Source organism: Candidatus Methylomirabilis limnetica (assembly GCF_003044035.1).
Classification (GTDB): Bacteria; Methylomirabilota; Methylomirabilia; order Methylomirabilales; family Methylomirabilaceae; genus Methylomirabilis; species Methylomirabilis limnetica.
Map to the genome: position 1 here is coordinate 95,551 of NZ_NVQC01000013.1, position 14,426 is coordinate 109,976.

General features: G+C 57.4%; 16 protein-coding genes and 1 pseudogene. 7 read left to right on the forward strand and 10 right to left on the reverse strand.

The window, feature by feature from the left end:
• Nucleotides 1-27: 27 nt before the first annotated feature.
• The 3 genes from CLG94_RS03280 to CLG94_RS13240 are packed head-to-tail and all read right to left on the reverse strand — an operon-like array spanning nucleotide 28 to nucleotide 804.
• The gene (locus CLG94_RS03280; protein WP_107561458.1) at nucleotides 28-387 is read right to left on the reverse strand and encodes a DUF5615 family PIN-like protein; all 360 of its coding nucleotides are present in this window, start codon (nucleotides 385-387) and stop codon (nucleotides 28-30) included.
• A complete protein-coding gene (locus tag CLG94_RS03285; protein WP_107561459.1) occupies nucleotides 384-680 on the reverse strand; it encodes a DUF433 domain-containing protein in 297 nt (98 codons plus the stop codon). The genes CLG94_RS03280 and CLG94_RS03285 overlap by 4 nt, the downstream gene beginning before the upstream one ends.
• On the reverse strand, nucleotides 664-804 hold the full coding sequence (locus CLG94_RS13240) for a hypothetical protein (RefSeq protein WP_161953998.1): 141 nt from the start codon (nucleotides 802-804) through the stop codon (nucleotides 664-666). Before CLG94_RS13240 ends, CLG94_RS03285 begins: the two co-directional genes overlap by 17 nt.
• Before the next feature lie 546 nt (nucleotides 805-1,350).
• Between CLG94_RS13240 and CLG94_RS03290 the strand changes: the two are divergent.
• Nucleotides 1,351-1,815: pseudogene (locus tag CLG94_RS03290) on the forward strand (GDP-mannose 4,6-dehydratase).
• A gap of 313 nt (nucleotides 1,816-2,128) precedes the next feature.
• On the opposite strand, the gene CLG94_RS03300 reads toward CLG94_RS03290, so the two are convergent.
• The gene (locus tag CLG94_RS03300; protein WP_107561460.1) at nucleotides 2,129-2,395 is read right to left on the reverse strand and encodes a hypothetical protein; all 267 of its coding nucleotides are present in this window, start codon (nucleotides 2,393-2,395) and stop codon (nucleotides 2,129-2,131) included.
• 377 nt (nucleotides 2,396-2,772) lie between these two features.
• Between CLG94_RS03300 and CLG94_RS03305 the strand changes: the two genes are divergently transcribed.
• From CLG94_RS03305 to CLG94_RS03315, 3 genes are all read left to right on the forward strand, one after another.
• The gene (locus CLG94_RS03305; protein ID WP_107561461.1) at nucleotides 2,773-3,282 is read left to right on the forward strand and encodes a transposase; all 510 of its coding nucleotides are present in this window, start codon (nucleotides 2,773-2,775) and stop codon (nucleotides 3,280-3,282) included.
• A gap of 169 nt (nucleotides 3,283-3,451) precedes the next feature.
• The gene (locus CLG94_RS03310) at nucleotides 3,452-3,727 is read left to right on the forward strand and encodes an AbrB/MazE/SpoVT family DNA-binding domain-containing protein (protein WP_107561462.1); all 276 of its coding nucleotides are present in this window, start codon (nucleotides 3,452-3,454) and stop codon (nucleotides 3,725-3,727) included.
• The gene (locus CLG94_RS03315; protein ID WP_107561463.1) at nucleotides 3,724-4,179 is read left to right on the forward strand and encodes a PIN domain-containing protein; all 456 of its coding nucleotides are present in this window, start codon (nucleotides 3,724-3,726) and stop codon (nucleotides 4,177-4,179) included. The genes CLG94_RS03310 and CLG94_RS03315 overlap by 4 nt, the downstream gene beginning before the upstream one ends.
• 495 nt (nucleotides 4,180-4,674) lie before the next feature.
• Here CLG94_RS03315 and CLG94_RS03325 read toward each other — a convergent pair whose 3' ends face one another.
• On the reverse strand, nucleotides 4,675-5,235 hold the full coding sequence (locus CLG94_RS03325; protein WP_107561465.1) for a Uma2 family endonuclease: 561 nt from the start codon (nucleotides 5,233-5,235) through the stop codon (nucleotides 4,675-4,677).
• 877 nt (nucleotides 5,236-6,112) lie between these two features.
• On the opposite strand from CLG94_RS03325, the gene gmd reads away from it, so the two are divergent.
• A complete protein-coding gene (gene gmd / locus CLG94_RS03335; RefSeq protein WP_107561466.1) occupies nucleotides 6,113-7,153 on the forward strand; it encodes a GDP-mannose 4,6-dehydratase in 1,041 nt (346 codons plus the stop codon).
• Nucleotides 7,154-7,611: 458 nt separating this feature from the next.
• The gene (locus CLG94_RS03340; RefSeq protein WP_107561467.1) at nucleotides 7,612-7,995 is read left to right on the forward strand and encodes a cupin domain-containing protein; all 384 of its coding nucleotides are present in this window, start codon (nucleotides 7,612-7,614) and stop codon (nucleotides 7,993-7,995) included.
• 41 nt (nucleotides 7,996-8,036) lie between these two features.
• Here CLG94_RS03340 and CLG94_RS03345 read toward each other — a convergent pair whose 3' ends face one another.
• The 5 genes from CLG94_RS03345 to CLG94_RS03365 all read right to left on the reverse strand — a co-directional run bounded on the left by CLG94_RS03345 (nucleotide 8,037) and on the right by CLG94_RS03365 (nucleotide 12,859).
• Complete coding sequence (locus CLG94_RS03345; protein WP_107561468.1) at nucleotides 8,037-9,263, reverse strand: NAD(P)/FAD-dependent oxidoreductase; 1,227 nt, start codon at nucleotides 9,261-9,263, stop codon at nucleotides 8,037-8,039.
• Nucleotides 9,264-9,272: 9 nt separating this feature from the next.
• Nucleotides 9,273-9,920, reverse strand: a complete 648-nt coding sequence (locus CLG94_RS03350; protein ID WP_107561469.1) for a YceI family protein — start codon at nucleotides 9,918-9,920, stop codon at nucleotides 9,273-9,275.
• A complete protein-coding gene (locus CLG94_RS03355) occupies nucleotides 9,881-10,603 on the reverse strand; it encodes a methyltransferase domain-containing protein (protein ID WP_107561470.1) in 723 nt (240 codons plus the stop codon). Before CLG94_RS03355 ends, CLG94_RS03350 begins: the two co-directional genes overlap by 40 nt.
• On the reverse strand, nucleotides 10,597-11,622 hold the full coding sequence (locus tag CLG94_RS03360; RefSeq protein ID WP_107561471.1) for a type III polyketide synthase: 1,026 nt from the start codon (nucleotides 11,620-11,622) through the stop codon (nucleotides 10,597-10,599). Before CLG94_RS03360 ends, CLG94_RS03355 begins: the two co-directional genes overlap by 7 nt.
• 214 nt (nucleotides 11,623-11,836) lie before the next feature.
• Nucleotides 11,837-12,859 (reverse strand): class I SAM-dependent methyltransferase, encoded by a 1,023-nt coding sequence (locus tag CLG94_RS03365; RefSeq protein WP_107561472.1) that lies wholly within the window; start codon nucleotides 12,857-12,859, stop codon nucleotides 11,837-11,839.
• 318 nt (nucleotides 12,860-13,177) lie between these two features.
• On the opposite strand from CLG94_RS03365, the gene gcvT reads away from it, so the two are divergent.
• Nucleotides 13,178-14,287 carry a glycine cleavage system aminomethyltransferase GcvT gene (gene gcvT / locus CLG94_RS03370; RefSeq protein ID WP_107561473.1) on the forward strand — a complete coding sequence of 370 codons (1,110 nt, stop codon included), beginning with the start codon at nucleotides 13,178-13,180 and terminating at the stop codon, nucleotides 14,285-14,287.
• The last annotated feature ends 139 nt before the right edge of the window (nucleotides 14,288-14,426 follow it).

The window sequence follows — 14,426 nt, forward strand, 5'->3', positions numbered from 1 at the left end:
TGACCCCTACTACTACTATGATTGGTATCAGTCCCAAGTACTGAGAAATTCCACATGATTCCTCATTTCCTCTGCCGAGTTGGCGGTAATCAGCTTCAGAATATGGCGCATCTGCTCACCCACGGAGTAGCGCTGTTGCCGTACAAGGATCATGCCTGCGTGTGATTTCCCGCACCCCATAAAGGCGGTATGCAGATAATAGAAATCTCCCACGTTGAAACTATACAAAACGCGCCCCTGGGCTGTCGCATAATCCAGGTGCTCCTCATCCGCGCGTTCTATCATGTCCGCCTCAAGGGCGGTAATCATGTCTACGCCGCGAGCCCGCAGAGCCTGAACCAGCGCTTGTCGCATGGAGTCCTCATCGAGGTAGAGGCGAATCGTCATGAAGCCTTGCGGGAGAGAAAGTGCTCCCGCTCAAGTCGCTCAGCCTCCACCTCTTCTGCGGTGATGTTGGCTTCAACCTCTTCCCGGTTGGCGTGATAGTAAGCCAGCGCTGCGTAAACCTGAGCTAGCGTCAGGTGAGGAATCTCGGCAACAATTTCTTCTGGACTCAGGCCCAGCTTGTACCAGCCCACAATGCGTCTTACCGTGACTCCAGTTCCGGCGACCCGTGGGCGTCCCCCACGCACCTCCGGTGTCCTAATAATGAGTGCCCCGATGTCAATTGCAGTTGCCATAGTCCTTATGCCCCTCCTTCGCGGCTTCGCTGTCCGTAGTCAGGGTATCGCGCAGAGTCCGGTATCGCTCCAAGAACCCTTGCTGATCCACGGTCACCGCCCTCCAAAACGTGAGCGCCTTCATCGGACTTCTCGCTTTGACCCGTCACCCCCTGCCTTTCGGGGGTCCTCCGATTACGCCAGATCCCTTTCATGTACTCGGTTCGGCATGGGATTACTGTAGCAGAGCTATAGGGAAAGAACAAGGACGCTGGAGAAGGGGACCCTTAGTGGTCTGTTTCACAATTACGGTCACATATCCGTTCGTGGTGAGCAGTTCGACAGGCTCACCACAGGCTTGTCGAACCATGAACGGGGAGGCCACCCTTCGACTGGCTCAGGGCGAACGGATTCGTGGGCATAGTTATGAAATGCGGTACTTAGGCATCGTCAAAGAATAACATGTACATATTCATGATCCGAAAAATGCACAAACCCCCTCTTTCCCCCTTTCGAAAGGGGGATGAAGGGGGTAGATGTAAATGTTATTACTCAGAGCATACAATAGCTTGCCTCCCCCTTTAGCAAAGGGGGGTAAGGGGGGTTTTGAACTATCGGTAAAACCCCCTCAATCCCCCTTTTAGAAAGGGGGAAGTTGCTGGAGATGTTGTGCAAGAGTGCAATCTAGTTAATGCTCCCCGTAATAATTGTTGACGCCTCCTTAGTCTCGGAGGGGCGCCAAACAAAGCTATTTCTGGGTAACATCGAGGCCCGACGCGATTGGGGGTTTGCGCCGGAGTATGTGGAGGGGATGTGGCTAATGCTCTAGCAGGAAGCACCGTGTGACCTGGTCTTCGGAACCGGAGAGACGCATTCAGTTCAGGAGTTTGTGGAGGAGGCCTTCGGCTATGTCAACCTGGACTGGCGGGAGTATGTGGCGGAGGACTCGCGCTACTTATGGCCGACCGAGGTCCCGATCCTGCAAGCTGATCTCTCCGAGGCCAAGCGACGCCTCGGATGGGAGCCAGGGGTCACGTTCCTGGATCTGGTCCGGATCATGATGGACGCCGATCTCAATGCCGCAGGTCTGCCCGCGCCAGGGCAGGGGACGCGGTGCCTGACCGATGGTCGGTTGGCGTGGCTCAGGAAGCCGTGATGGGAGGTTACACAATTCAGCTCGTCAGGTCTTTTGCGCTCAGTGTCGCACGGCCTGATCCTCGTTAGATCTGATCCAGAAGTTCGAAATAGCGGTCACGACTTATTCCTGCGGTTTTGAGGTTCGTCAAGACGTGGGTGACAGGCAGCTCGTGCGGGCTTGTTTTGATGACCACAGGGCGTTTCATTCTCGGCTTCGTCAGGATGAGATGGTCTCCCTTTTGGCGCGTAACAACTCAGCCATCCAACTCAAAAAGCTTCACGACCTTTTGAAAAGGGAGAGGCGTAATCTTCCGGGAAGTCATTGGTGGGGCTTAGCCAATAGCAACCATTTCGGCAGAGATGGGCTGGCGAGCCATCCATTGCCCATTCTGTCGGACGAAACCCGCCTCTTCCAAGACCTCTTCCAGCGTTCCGATCGCTTCACACTCCTCGAGGAAGGCTTCCACGGCTTCCCGCAGGGCACTCTTGGCGTCTTCCATGGTCTCTCCAAAACTCGACACACTCAGGTCGAGGCAGACCCCAAGATATAGGTGGCCCTCCCGAAAGATTTCCGCCCGCACCACGATGGCCTGTTTCATCTCTCTTGACCCCCATTTTCACTCGACGATCATCGTTTCACGCACCGTTTCGAGTGGTACGCCACGACCCCGCAACCTCAACTTCGGCCACTTCAAGCTGAAGTGGCAACCCGTGCGCCCGATAAGTCTCGGCGCTGAGCGCAATCGCCTCGTGGATGTGTGCTAAGGCCTCCTCGCGGGTACGTCCATATTCCCTCCCCCAAATATACAGTCACCCTACCACAGTCGGAGCGCGCTCACAACCACGTGTCCGACCGTCCACACAGCAGCACGCGGGTGTTGGGCCGGATCGTGGAGATGAGGTCAGGGTCAGAGGTCAGGGTCAGGCATGCCTTATTGCCTCTTGGTGATTCCCGTCGTACGTCGCATGATCGGGCATGGCACGAAAACCGCGAGCGTATTGTCCAGGCGCGCTTTATCATGTGATCTGCCGGGGCAATCAAGGCCAACGAAGCGTTTCGGATGACGCCGACCGAGGGCGATATCTGGAGTTGCTTCAAGAAACCCGACTGCGGTTTGACTTTCGCCTGTATGCCTATGTTCTGATGGGCAATCACGTCCACCACCTGATCGAAGTCGGTCCAATCCCGTTGTTCAAAATCATGCAAAATCTTCTCTTCCGTTACACGCGGTGCTGGAACCAGCGATACCGGAAGATGGGACATCTTTTCCAAGGTCGGCACAAAGCGATCCTATGCGAGAAGGAAAGCTATTTGCTGGAGTTGGTCCGATACATTCATCTCAATCCGGTGCGGACCCGACTCGTCCGAGATCCGAGCCGATACGCCTGGAGTAGCCACGGGACTTATGTCCGAGGGAATGGCTCTGGATGGATTCGAGGTCGAGGACGTTCTGCCTCGGTGGGGGAAGCGGTGCCTTACCGATAGTCGGCTGGCGTGGCTCAGAAGGCCGTGATGCAGTAACGCGATAATACGTGCGATTAATCGTGATACCTTGACCGCTTCGCCCTCCTTTTGCGTACCTTGACAGCGGGAGCTAGTTGATAGTATGATGTGTCTGTAAATCGGTATGAGCAGAAAAACAGAGAGGTATGTTATGGATATCACGCTACAAGTGCGGCAGAGGGGCGCGCTCACGCTCCCCGCCAACCTGCGGGAGCGCTACAAGATCAAACCCGGCGATACGTATCGGGTCTTGGACCTGGACGGCATCCTGGTCCTCACACCCATGGTGCCCATGGTGCCTGAACTGGCCCGCGAGATAGAGCGCGCCCGCATCGAGGCGGGGTTAAGTGTTGAGGACCTGCTGGCGGCCCTGCGAGAGCAGCGTACGCGATACGCGCAAGAGAAGTATGGCCGAAAACGTCGATGAAGAGGCCGCTTGTCTTTCTCGACGCGGACGTCCTCTTTGCCGGAGTTGCCGCGCCGACAGAGCAGGGCGCCAGTCACGTCGTCCTTAGATTAGGAGAGATCACCCTTATCGAATGTGTCACCTCCACCCAGGTGGTCACGGAAGTTGAACGCAACTTCGAAAAGAAGTTGCCCAGCAAGCTGCCCGAACTCCGACTGATTATCAGTCGCAGCCTCCGGGTCGTACCTGATCCGGAACCTCACGAACTGCCCCCTTACAAAGGGCAGGCTGATCCCAAGGACCTGCCGATCCTGATCGCGGCTCTCACGCATGGCTGTCGCTATCTGCTCACGTTCAATATCCGCCATTACGAACCCGCCACATCCGAGATCTTAGTCCAACGTCCGGGTGATTTCCTGGCAACCATTCGGACCCTCCTAGTTCAACTGGCAGCAGGGACCGAAAAGACGTAGAGGTCGTACTCATCGGCCACTTCCTCATCCCGAACAATGGGGTCAGGCATGCCTTATTGCCTCTTGGTGATTCCCGTCGTGCGTCGTATGATCGGAGGGTCGTTGAGCCGGGGCGTAAGAAAGCTGGTGGAAGAGATGGAGAAGGACCGGGACCTCTTGAAGTCGGTGCAGGTCCTCTGTGAGACGATGCGAAGAGGGCGGCCTTTTAAAAAGACAATAAGGCAAGCCTGACCCCTAACTACTCTGACCCCTAACTACTCCGAAGCCAAGCGACGCCTCGTGGGAACCCGGGGTCACGTTCCGGGACCTGGTCAGGATCATGATGGACGCCGACCTCGATGCCGCGGGCCTAACCGCGCAAGGGCAGGGGAAGCGGTGCCTTACCGATGGTCGGCTGGACTGGCTCAGGAGACCGTGATGGCGTACAACGGGTATAGGGGCGATTCGGTGGGCTAGTGAGGCAGTAGGAAGGCGGAAGGATCCCGATATCCAGGACTAGGCGAGCACCTCATCCACCTGGATCTCAAACCCCACCAAGACCGACGATCGAGCTCTTTCCCCATGGCCGAAGCGCCCAATCAGACGATAACTCCCTTGCTCTAAGGCAAACACCTCTATCGTTCCCCCCTCCCAATCTACGATCCAATATTCGCCCACGCCGCATTGCTCATACAGCGCCTTTTTCTCAACATGGTCTCGTCGCCACGTCCCTGGCGAGACGACTTCAACGATCAGATCAGGTGCTCCGCGAATCTGGTCCTGAATGATCTCTTGTCTGGCATGTGAGACATAGACGATATCGGGTTGCACGACCCGCCGTGGTGTCAGGACGACATCCAAAGGCGCAAGTAAGACTTCACCCAATTGAGGTATGGACACAAATTGAGCCAGCAGGCGAGCCACACGGAAAGAGATTCTCTGGTGCTGTGCAACCGGCGAAGGCGTCATGACGAGATCTCCTTCCCATAGTTCGGTCGGTTGATTCGTCTCAGTCTTCTCAGCGAGCAGTTCGTTGTACGTCCACACTCGCTTTCCCTGTAAAGCCTTTGTCGCCATTGTGGTCACCTCCTCCGCCACTCACCAACCCTCACCCTGCGAGAGCATGCTTGGGCGAGCCCATTCGGCATCAAAGCAGCTTACGACGGATCGGCCAGTCCCTGGACGGCTCTACGGCCTTAGACATCAGAGGACCGGCCAGACGTAGGTGAGGTTACTCCTAGCCTCTCTGTACCACATAGAGGTGACGGCCGTCAAGCAGGACGCCGCGCACCCCAACGTCAACGACACACGTTCTTCCACACCCGGATACCCTCCCGTTAGGAGCCACAGTAGCCGATGTACTGCACGCCTTCTTGGGTTTAGCCGATCCTTTTCGCCCATCGTCGCACGGCTCGGTCAACCGTCTGGGCATCAGGCCATGGGAAGACGGGCGAACGTCATGATCTTACCGGCATAACGGAGAGCCTCCCTACTGGGCCGCAAAGCAGGCCCACTCATGCCGGCCCGCATTCCGGGAGTCCTCCGATTGCGCCAGATCCCTTTCATGTGTTCGGTGCGGCATGGTATTACTGTAACAGAGCTATGGGGAAAGAACAAGGACGCGGGAGAGGGGGAGCCTTCGTGGTCTGTTTCACAATTACGGTCACGTATCCGTTCGTGGTGAGCTTGTCGAACCATGAACGAGGAGGCCACCCTTCGACTGGCTCAGGGTGAACGGATTCATGGGCATAGTTATGAAATGCTGTACTTAGTCGCGGAGAGGCGACGGGGCCCTTAGCTGACCGACGTGTTGTCTTGACATGGGGGTCCACTTCAGGCACGCTGTAGCAACCGGATGGTCCCGCCTGCCGGCGAAGAGGGCCAGTTCTGTACGATGAGGATTCAGGGGGCTACCGCTAACGGCTCCATCGGACGCGCAACAAGGAGACCCCATATGCCAACCGCGATCATCACCGGAATCACCGGGCAAGACGGCTCGTACCTGGCCGAGCTACTGCTCGCGAAGGGCTACACGGTCCACGGGCTGATCCGGCGGGCCAGTACGTTCCATACGGAGCGGATCGAGCATCTCTACCAGGATCCGCACGACCCTCTAGCCCGCATCGTCCTGCACTATGGCGATCTCTCCGATTCAAGCCAGCTCACGAACCTGTTCTATGAGGTCCGGCCAGATGAGGTCTATCACCTGGGGGCGCAAAGCCATGTGCGAGTGAGCTTCGACATGCCGGACTACACCGGAGACATCACTGGGCTCGGCGCAGTCCGGTTACTGGAGGCGATCCGTAAGAGCGGGGTGGGGTGCCGGATCTACCAGGCCTCTAGCAGTGAGATGTATGGGGACGCCCCCGCGCCCCAGAACGAGCAGAGCCGCTTCCAACCGCGCAGCCCCTACGCGGCCGCCAAGCTCTATGCTTACTGGATGGTACGCAATTACCGCGAAGGATACGGCCTCTTCGCCTGTAACGGCATTATGTTCAACCATGAGTCGCCTCGGCGGGGGGAGACCTTCGTGACACGGAAGATTACGCGAGCCGTGTCCGCCATCCTCGCCGGGCGGCAGAAGACGCTGTTTCTGGGCAACCTCGAGGCTCGACGCGATTGGGGGTTTGCGCCGGAGTACGTCGAGGGGATGTGGCTGATGCTCCAGCAGGAAGCACCGTGTGACCTGGTCTTCGGGACAGGGGAGACCCATTCGGTGCGAGAGTTCGTGGAGGAGGCGTTCGGCTATGTCAACCTGGACTGGCGGGAGTATGTGGCGGAGGACCCGCGCTACTTACGCCCGACCGAGGTCCCGCTCCTGCTGGCCGATCCCTCCGAGGCCAAGCGGCGGCTCGGATGGGAGCCCGGGATCACGTTCCGGGATCTGGTCCGAATCATGATGGACGCCGACCTGGAGGCCGCAGGTCTGCCCGCACCAGGGGAGGGGAAGCGGTGCCTTACCGATGGTCGGTTGGCGTGGCTCAGGAAGCCGTGAAGGGGGCTACGCGATCGGCTTGGCCTGATCCACGACGAAGGGATCATATGTGGTTGCTTGACAGCGGCCCCCGAATGCAGGAACGCTCCCCATCAAGTAGAGCCTAGTCATATGGAGCGGACTGCGAGAAGTTACGGTTCGTGGAACCAGAGACGATAGAAGTAGAGCGGGTCGCGTAAGCTCGTTTCAGCGACTCGTGTGCGCTGGCGGACGAAGACGTCTTGCTGCGCCGCAAAGCACATCCACTTGTGGCGCCCAGCCCTCTGGGAATTCACCGACTGTTCCAGCCCCCTTAACACAGATGTAAGACGCGATAGTACACCGAACCTACCGATCAGGTTGCCGTTTGATCAATTGGTGCCGCTTCCCTCGAGGAGAACCAGTGCGCAGGTTAATTTATCCGCCAAGGATTACATCGAAGAGGACTTCCGTTCCGAAGGGGTAGGAGGCGGGGGCAAATGCGACCTATACAAATTGTAACACTTTCTCCTTTGCGGGATAGTCGGGGATCGCTTACCGAAATCTTTAGGCAGGAATGGGTGAATAGCGCAATACCTGTACAATGGAACTGTGTTCAATCTGAGACGAACGTCTTACGCGGCGTTCATGTGCATGTGAAGCATACAGTTACCATTCCCAAGGCGCAATACGCGGATGCCAGCATATTGGCATTAAGCTTTATAGCTGAATCACCAGTTCGTCCGGTGGATTTGGGGATTAGTATCGACCCGCGACTACTCGGCGTGGGCCTGGTGTCACTTCGCCTGTCAGCAGTACAACTGCCGAGGCGCAGTGCATTGATTAAAAAATGCGCAGGCTGGTTGAAAAGCGTGGCATATTAGCGTTCGTTCTGAGTCGATTGTCGGAATGACCTCGGCTTGTCTTAAAGGAGAAACTGCCTCAGGGTTTTAATGGACAGGAGTGTGCGGGGTGGGAGCAGATCACCGACTACGCCTAGCACCAGGTCCGCAAGGGGTTGACGTCTCCGGAGTAGTCGCGTGACAGTATTGGCCGCGATGGGATGACGGATGACGGCCTGCAGTGCGGCGCCCAGGCGCTTCCTGCTAGTCAAGGTCTTGCGCTGTTCATCGTCAAACCGCTTGAGGTGAGCCTCCGTGAGGCCTCCGTCACCCTCGGCAAGAGCCGAGGCGATCGTATGGGACGCAAGCTTCGCGCTGTAGAGGGCGTGACCTACCCCTTCGCCGGTAAAGGGGTCGTAGAAGCCGACTGCGTCTCCAATCAGCAGCGCGCCGGCCTTGGCGCTGCGACTCGATCGAAACGCTAAGGGGCCGAGGCATCGGACCGACCCACGTCGGCGCGCATCACGGAGCGTGCGGAGCGCGAGCGGAAACGTCTGCAGTGTGCCATCGAACAGCTCGTCGAGTTGCCCTTTCCAGTTTTGCACGATCCCTTGGTCCACCACGATGATCGCGTTGACCAGCCGCTCGCCGATCGGATTGAGGATGCAGTACGATCGATCGCCGACCGAGATCATCCCGTGATCCCGTAGGGGCACGTTGCAACGTGCCCCCTCGTAGTAGGCGACCAGCGCCATCCGACGCAGTGTTGGATGGGGCTGGTGAAGGCCGAGCCGTCGGGCCACCACTGAGTCTCGTCCATCCGCTCCCACCACGATCTGCCCACGATACGTCTCCTGGCCCGTCGGTCCAATCCCCGTGACGCCGCTAACGCGCCCATTTTCCCAGATCAGATCGATCACGCGCAATCCTTCGACGCATCTCGTCCCGAAACCTCGAGCCCATTTCAGCAACAGGGTGTCAAGGATGGCCCTGGGGATGGAAAGCGCAAAAGGGGAGGTCCCATTGATCTCGGTGATGGCGGGAAACTTGGCCGTGAAGGTCGTACCGTCCGGGGAGGTGACCGTCATTCCCCACAGGCGCCGTGCCCCGGCCGAACGCACGAGGTCGAGTAGGTCGAGTTGGTCGAGGAGCCTGACGGTCCCCGGGCTGAGATAGTCGCCGCAGAGCTTCTCGCGTGGGAAGGTCGCCTTGTCGAGTAGGAGCGTCTCAACCCCGCGCTGAGCCAGAAGACCGGCTAGGACCGAGCCGGCCGGACCGGCGCCCACAACAATCACCGGTATCTGTATCATGGAGATACCCTACTCGGGGACCGCCACCACCTTGAAGCTCACCATCACCTCATCCTTCATCGGGATAAACAGTAGCGAGGGGATAGGGATCTGGAAGGTGGAGAGGCGCAGAGGGACCGCCCCTTCGACCACGAGCCTCTGCTCGGTGAGTACGACCTTGGTCGGGATCAGCAGCAGTGCGGTCACCCCGTGTAGCATCAGGGAGCCTCGAAGAGTGGCGGTGTAGTGGCCGCCGCTCTTGGGCTCTACCAGGTCCACGCCGCTTAGGGTGAAGAGGATTGTCGGAAAGCGATCGGTATGCAGGTGGCTCCTCCCCATCTTGTTGTCTCGCATCGCAATTCCGGTGGTGAGACTACTGGCCTCGATCTCCACACATCCTGCCGCCTTGCTCGCGAGAGGGGCGCTGAGCAGGCGCACGCGACCGGACAGTTGGCCGACAACTCCGGTGAATGTGTGTAACCTGGCGTCGGCGTCGAAACGGATCGTGCTTTCGCGCGGGTCCAGGACGTAAGCCAGATGATGGCCGGACTCTGGTTTTGGCGTCAGTTCGCAGGCGAGCAGGACCGACTGAGGAATGAGCAGCCAGCCCAGCAAGCAGATGCCGGGGAGGAACCGCCCTACGTTGCGATCTCTTTGGTGAGGGCGATGCGGAACCATAGATGGTGGCTTAGCCGCACATTGGCAAGACCAGCCTTGGTCGCCATGCGACGCAGCTCCTGGGGTCTGAAACCCCGAAGGACAGACATCGGGCCGTCGTGGCGCGTCAGACGATTGCCGGACAGCAGCCGTGTGGTAATCGCAGTGAGCCGACAGGCGAGTCGGCTGCGCAGCAGGTCATTGACCAGTAACCCGCGTCGAGCAACCCGCGCCATCTCCCTCAGCAGGAGGATCCCCTCCGCCTCGTTCAGGTGGTGAAAGAAGAGAGAGGCGATGACATAGTCGAAGCTGTGGTCAGGGTAGGGCAAGTGCGGGGCTTGCACCCCCCGCAGTCGGATCTCCGGGAAGTCCCTCGACCATTCGGTCGCAGCAGCCAGAACCTGGTCGCCCCTGTCTACTGCTTCGATGGCGACGGCAAGCTTGCGCTTCCTGGCCCAACGGCAGATGGCTCGCGGGATATCGGCCCCGCCGGTCGCGATGTCCAGAATCGTGAGGGATCTATGTGAACGCTCGCCTACCATTCGGCCGAGGTGCAAAAGTACCGCGCGCACACCGCCGAAGTATCGGTTCAGCCGCTCCAGGTCGCGCAGGTTCTCGCGGATCTCCTTATCAGAGTTGTCGGGGCGGTCCAGCAGCTCCGCCGCCCCTTGGAGACGAGGGAGGGGCAGCCAGGTAGTCACCATCGCAGCAGCGCTCCCTCTGCGCAGAAGCCGGGCCCTAGCGCAATCATCACGCCCAGGTCGCCTGGGGATGCCTGTCCGGAATTGACGAGCTCGTTGAGGACGAACAGCACGGTGGCCGACGACATATTCCCGAATTGCCGAAGCACCTGGCGGGAGAAGCGGAGATCAGCGTCACTGAGCCCAACCTCTCGCTGTGCCCGTTCAAGAACCCCTCTGCCGGCGGAGTGCAGGACCCAGAAGCGAATCTCCTCCTGCTTGAGATGATAGCGATCGAGCATCCTCTCTGTCAGTCCCTTGATCATGGTGCTACCAATCCCCCGGACCTCCTTGGACAACAGGATGCGGGGTCGTCCGTCCGGGTAGGTGAACCCCATCAATTCCAGGTACTCCGAACGGACCAGGCTCATGTGACCCATCACTTCTATCCCACCCCTATCGGATGCCAGGAGGGCTGCAGCGGCCCCGTCGGCAAAGATCGCATTAGCCACTGCGGTCTCGAGTGAGTCATCGAAGTAATAGGTCGCGGAACAGATCTCCGCGGAAACGACCAGCGCCCGATGATCGGGAAAGGCCTGTAGATGGTTGTAGGCCTGCTGCAGCGCAATCATCGCGCTGGCGCAGCCCATATCTCCCACATGCACCCGTTGAACCCCCTCCTTCATCCTGAATTCCCGGACGAAATGGGCGTCGATGTTGGGACACCGTCGGCCGGTACACGTGGTGGTCGCGATGAAGTCGATCTCCTGGGCGGAGCACCCGGCCTGGTCCAGTGCCCGCTGGATCGCCAGGCAGCCAATCTCGACGCTTCCCTTGAGGTATCGGGCGTTGAGTTCGTCCGTGGTCTCAGTGGGGTGGAAGGCGGCCTTATCCAGATACATATGCCGGTGTTCGATACCGCTGTGGATGAAGAAGCCCCGCCGTCGCTCATCGGTGTAGGGCGTTAGGGCTAGAATCTCTTCCTGGGAGAAGGACGTTGTCGGATTGGCGGTTCCGAGCGCGACGATCCTGGGGTTGGGCATAGGTGAGCCTCCTGAAGATGCGACATCCGGATTCCTCACTCGCGGACACAAGGCCTGCGGCTAAGCCGCTTCCGCGAACTTCAACCTGGATGCCTGGAAAAGAACATTTAATCTCAAGGACAGTACGCCTCTTCTCCTGCTGGTCGAGCAGCAGGTCATGAGAGGCAACGAGGGATCTCCCACCTGCTCAGTGATCCGGCCCTCGCGGCACACCTTATTTCTTCTCTACCAGGAAGTAGGTGTAGCGAAGAAAACCTACGTCATAGCCGACCTTGATGTAGATAGCTGCCGGAAATTGCTCTTTAATAATCCCAATACCGTCGCTCCCTAACTTCATTCCTGTCCAGATGAGGCGTGGAAGATCTTTGAATGAAAGCTTCTTAATACTCTTCAATGCTGCCTCGTAACCGAATTCCCAGTTTCGCTTGACTTGATTATTGAGGTCCGTAATCTCAATTATTCTGAAATCGTTTTGATCAAAATATTTCTTATAATTCTCTGGCGTCTCAAGGCTGGGTATGGCCCAGTACTTCATAAAAGGATGCAACACAAGTTCTTCCTGCATTGAGTTTAGCCCATCCTGCTTGCACCATCCAAGCAGGAGGAAACGAGCTCCAGGATTCATGACTTTTGCGATTTTTTCCACAGCTAATCTTTTATCCGGTAAATAGCAATCGGCGTCCATGAGCAAAATCGCGTCAAACATTTCTCCGAGTTCATCAACTTTCATGATGTCGTGGTGCTTGAAACGTAAATTGGGCCGCTTAAATCTGTTGGTATGTGAAAGTTGTGAACGGGAAATATCGATCCCCAAAACTTCACCAGAAGTATTTTCAGCTAGAACGTCGGTAACACCGCCTCTCCCACAAGCCAGTTCGAGCACCTTACGCACATCTTTAATCCGCAGAGCTTCTAAATATTTTTTGTGAGTATTTCTGAAAGCCGATTCCCAACTTTCATTTTCATCCTTGAACAGTGCGGGATGAAAATAATCATTCCAGTGCTCCGCATAAAGATCGCTGACCGCCGCAAACATACGTTCCATACTTTCGGCGTATTTCTCCTTAAAATACTTAAAATCATTTGTGTAAGTGTTTGGCGTAAGCATATGTTTAGAAAATTTCCTTTTGCCCTTACAGAATTCCGTTCGAGCCATTTTCAGAATACATCGCCGATTGGAAGTTTGTAAATAAGAAAGCTCTGCTTCGCGGCGCGTCTCTCGCCGCCTATTGGCCATTCAGCAAGGTTTCTTATGTTATCACTACCGTCCCGTCAAAGGCGACTGTCAAGAACTTCCTCCGTAAGAAGTGCGCCGTGGGAAGGGTGTGCGCGAGCCATGTCGACTCCACACAGTCTTGCCACTTTTCACTTGACAGGAATCAATCGATGTTTGAAGATCGCCGCGTCTTTAAGGCTTGGTTTTCCTTGTGTTTCCCTCCGATAGGCCCCATGCACATGACTCAGACGATACTGCTACTATGGCACCATGAAGAGATACCCCTGCTATGCCTTACTTGTGGCCAGTGTCAACTCTGTCGATGCTGAGAGGCGGTAGATGAGCGCAGCGACTGGACCCTTCAAGCGTACCCCACTGTTCGATGTGCACCGCCAGCTCGATGCCAGGATGATTCCCTTTGGCGGCTGGGAGATGCCGGTGCAGTATGCCGGGATTATAGAGGAGCACCGTGTCGTCAGGGAGCGGGCGGGCTTGTTCGATGTGTCGCATATGGGGGAGATCGAGATTGCGGGACCCGGTGCCCTGGAAGCGGTTCAGCACCTCACCCCGAATGATGCGTCACGACTTTCTGTCGGAGAGGTACAATATTCTGCGCTCACCACCCCAGAGGGGACATTCGTGGATGACATCACCGTATATAAATATGCGGATGACCGCTACCGTTTGACGGTGAACGCCGCGAATATCGAGAAGGATGTTGCCTGGATCAGCGAGCACTTGGTATCAGACGTCGAGGTCAAGAATACCAGCGATGACGTGGCCATCCTGGCCATCCAGGGACCCAGGGCGCAGGAGATCCTGCAGAAACTGACCTCCGTGGAGTTGGGAACGCTGAGGTACTTCCGATTTGTCGAAGGGCAAGTGGTTGGCATCGACTGCTGTATCTCCCGGACAGGTTACACCGGGGAGGACGGCTTCGAGCTTTACATCCCTCCGCAGTATGCGGTTACTCTCTGGCATGCTCTTGTCGATGCTGGGACACCGATGGGCCTGCAACCCTGCGGACTTGGCGCCCGCGACACCTTACGCCTCGAGGCCAAGATGGCCCTATACGGTCAGGACATCGATGACCAGCACACCGTCCTGGAGGCGGATCTTGGCTGGATCGTCAAGCTGGAGAAGGGGGAGTTCATCGGCCGCGAGGCCCTTGCTCGGCAGAAGGCGGATGGGATCAGTCGAAAACTGGTAGGGTTCGAGATGCTTGGTCGAGGAATCGCCCGCCCCCACTATGCGATGGTCAAGGGCAGTAAGCCGATTGGTGAGGTGACCAGCGGCGGCCCCGCGCCCTCACTCGGGAAGAACATCGGGCTGGGCTATGTGGCGGTACAGTACGCGGCTATCGGAACCGAGTTTGACATTGTGATCCGGGGCCAGACTGTAGCCGCGAGGGTTGTTCGAACTCCTTTCTACAAGCGAGTGCGGAGTTGAGAGCTATGACAACGGTCAGCGATCAACTATTAGCTATAACCTGGCTCAAAATAATCGTTTCACGTTAGCGAACAAACCCTCCTCACCTTCCTTTGCCAAAGGGAGGGTTAACCCCTCTTTGGAAAAGAGGGGCGAGGGG

Coding starts and splice junctions, on each gene's coding strand:
- gcvT (WP_107561473.1), top strand. CDS start 13,178: ATGAGCGCAGCGACTGGACCCTTCAAGCGTACCCCACTGTTCGATGTG.
- CLG94_RS03355 (WP_107561470.1), bottom strand. CDS start 10,603: ATGGTGACTACCTGGCTGCCCCTCCCTCGTCTCCAAGGGGCGGCGGAG.
- CLG94_RS03280 (WP_107561458.1), bottom strand. CDS start 387: ATGACGATTCGCCTCTACCTCGATGAGGACTCCATGCGACAAGCGCTG.
- CLG94_RS03285 (WP_107561459.1), bottom strand. CDS start 680: ATGGCAACTGCAATTGACATCGGGGCACTCATTATTAGGACACCGGAG.
- CLG94_RS03310 (WP_107561462.1), top strand. CDS start 3,452: ATGGATATCACGCTACAAGTGCGGCAGAGGGGCGCGCTCACGCTCCCC.
- gmd (WP_107561466.1), top strand. CDS start 6,113: ATGCCAACCGCGATCATCACCGGAATCACCGGGCAAGACGGCTCGTAC.
- CLG94_RS03300 (WP_107561460.1), bottom strand. CDS start 2,395: ATGAAACAGGCCATCGTGGTGCGGGCGGAAATCTTTCGGGAGGGCCAC.
- CLG94_RS03315 (WP_107561463.1), top strand. CDS start 3,724: ATGAAGAGGCCGCTTGTCTTTCTCGACGCGGACGTCCTCTTTGCCGGA.
- CLG94_RS03305 (WP_107561461.1), top strand. CDS start 2,773: ATGGCACGAAAACCGCGAGCGTATTGTCCAGGCGCGCTTTATCATGTG.
- CLG94_RS03350 (WP_107561469.1), bottom strand. CDS start 9,920: ATGGTTCCGCATCGCCCTCACCAAAGAGATCGCAACGTAGGGCGGTTC.
- CLG94_RS03340 (WP_107561467.1), top strand. CDS start 7,612: ATGCGACCTATACAAATTGTAACACTTTCTCCTTTGCGGGATAGTCGG.
- CLG94_RS03365 (WP_107561472.1), bottom strand. CDS start 12,859: ATGGCCAATAGGCGGCGAGAGACGCGCCGCGAAGCAGAGCTTTCTTAT.
- CLG94_RS13240 (WP_161953998.1), bottom strand. CDS start 804: ATGAAGGCGCTCACGTTTTGGAGGGCGGTGACCGTGGATCAGCAAGGG.
- CLG94_RS03345 (WP_107561468.1), bottom strand. CDS start 9,263: ATGATACAGATACCGGTGATTGTTGTGGGCGCCGGTCCGGCCGGCTCG.
- CLG94_RS03325 (WP_107561465.1), bottom strand. CDS start 5,235: ATGGCGACAAAGGCTTTACAGGGAAAGCGAGTGTGGACGTACAACGAA.
- CLG94_RS03360 (WP_107561471.1), bottom strand. CDS start 11,622: ATGCCCAACCCCAGGATCGTCGCGCTCGGAACCGCCAATCCGACAACG.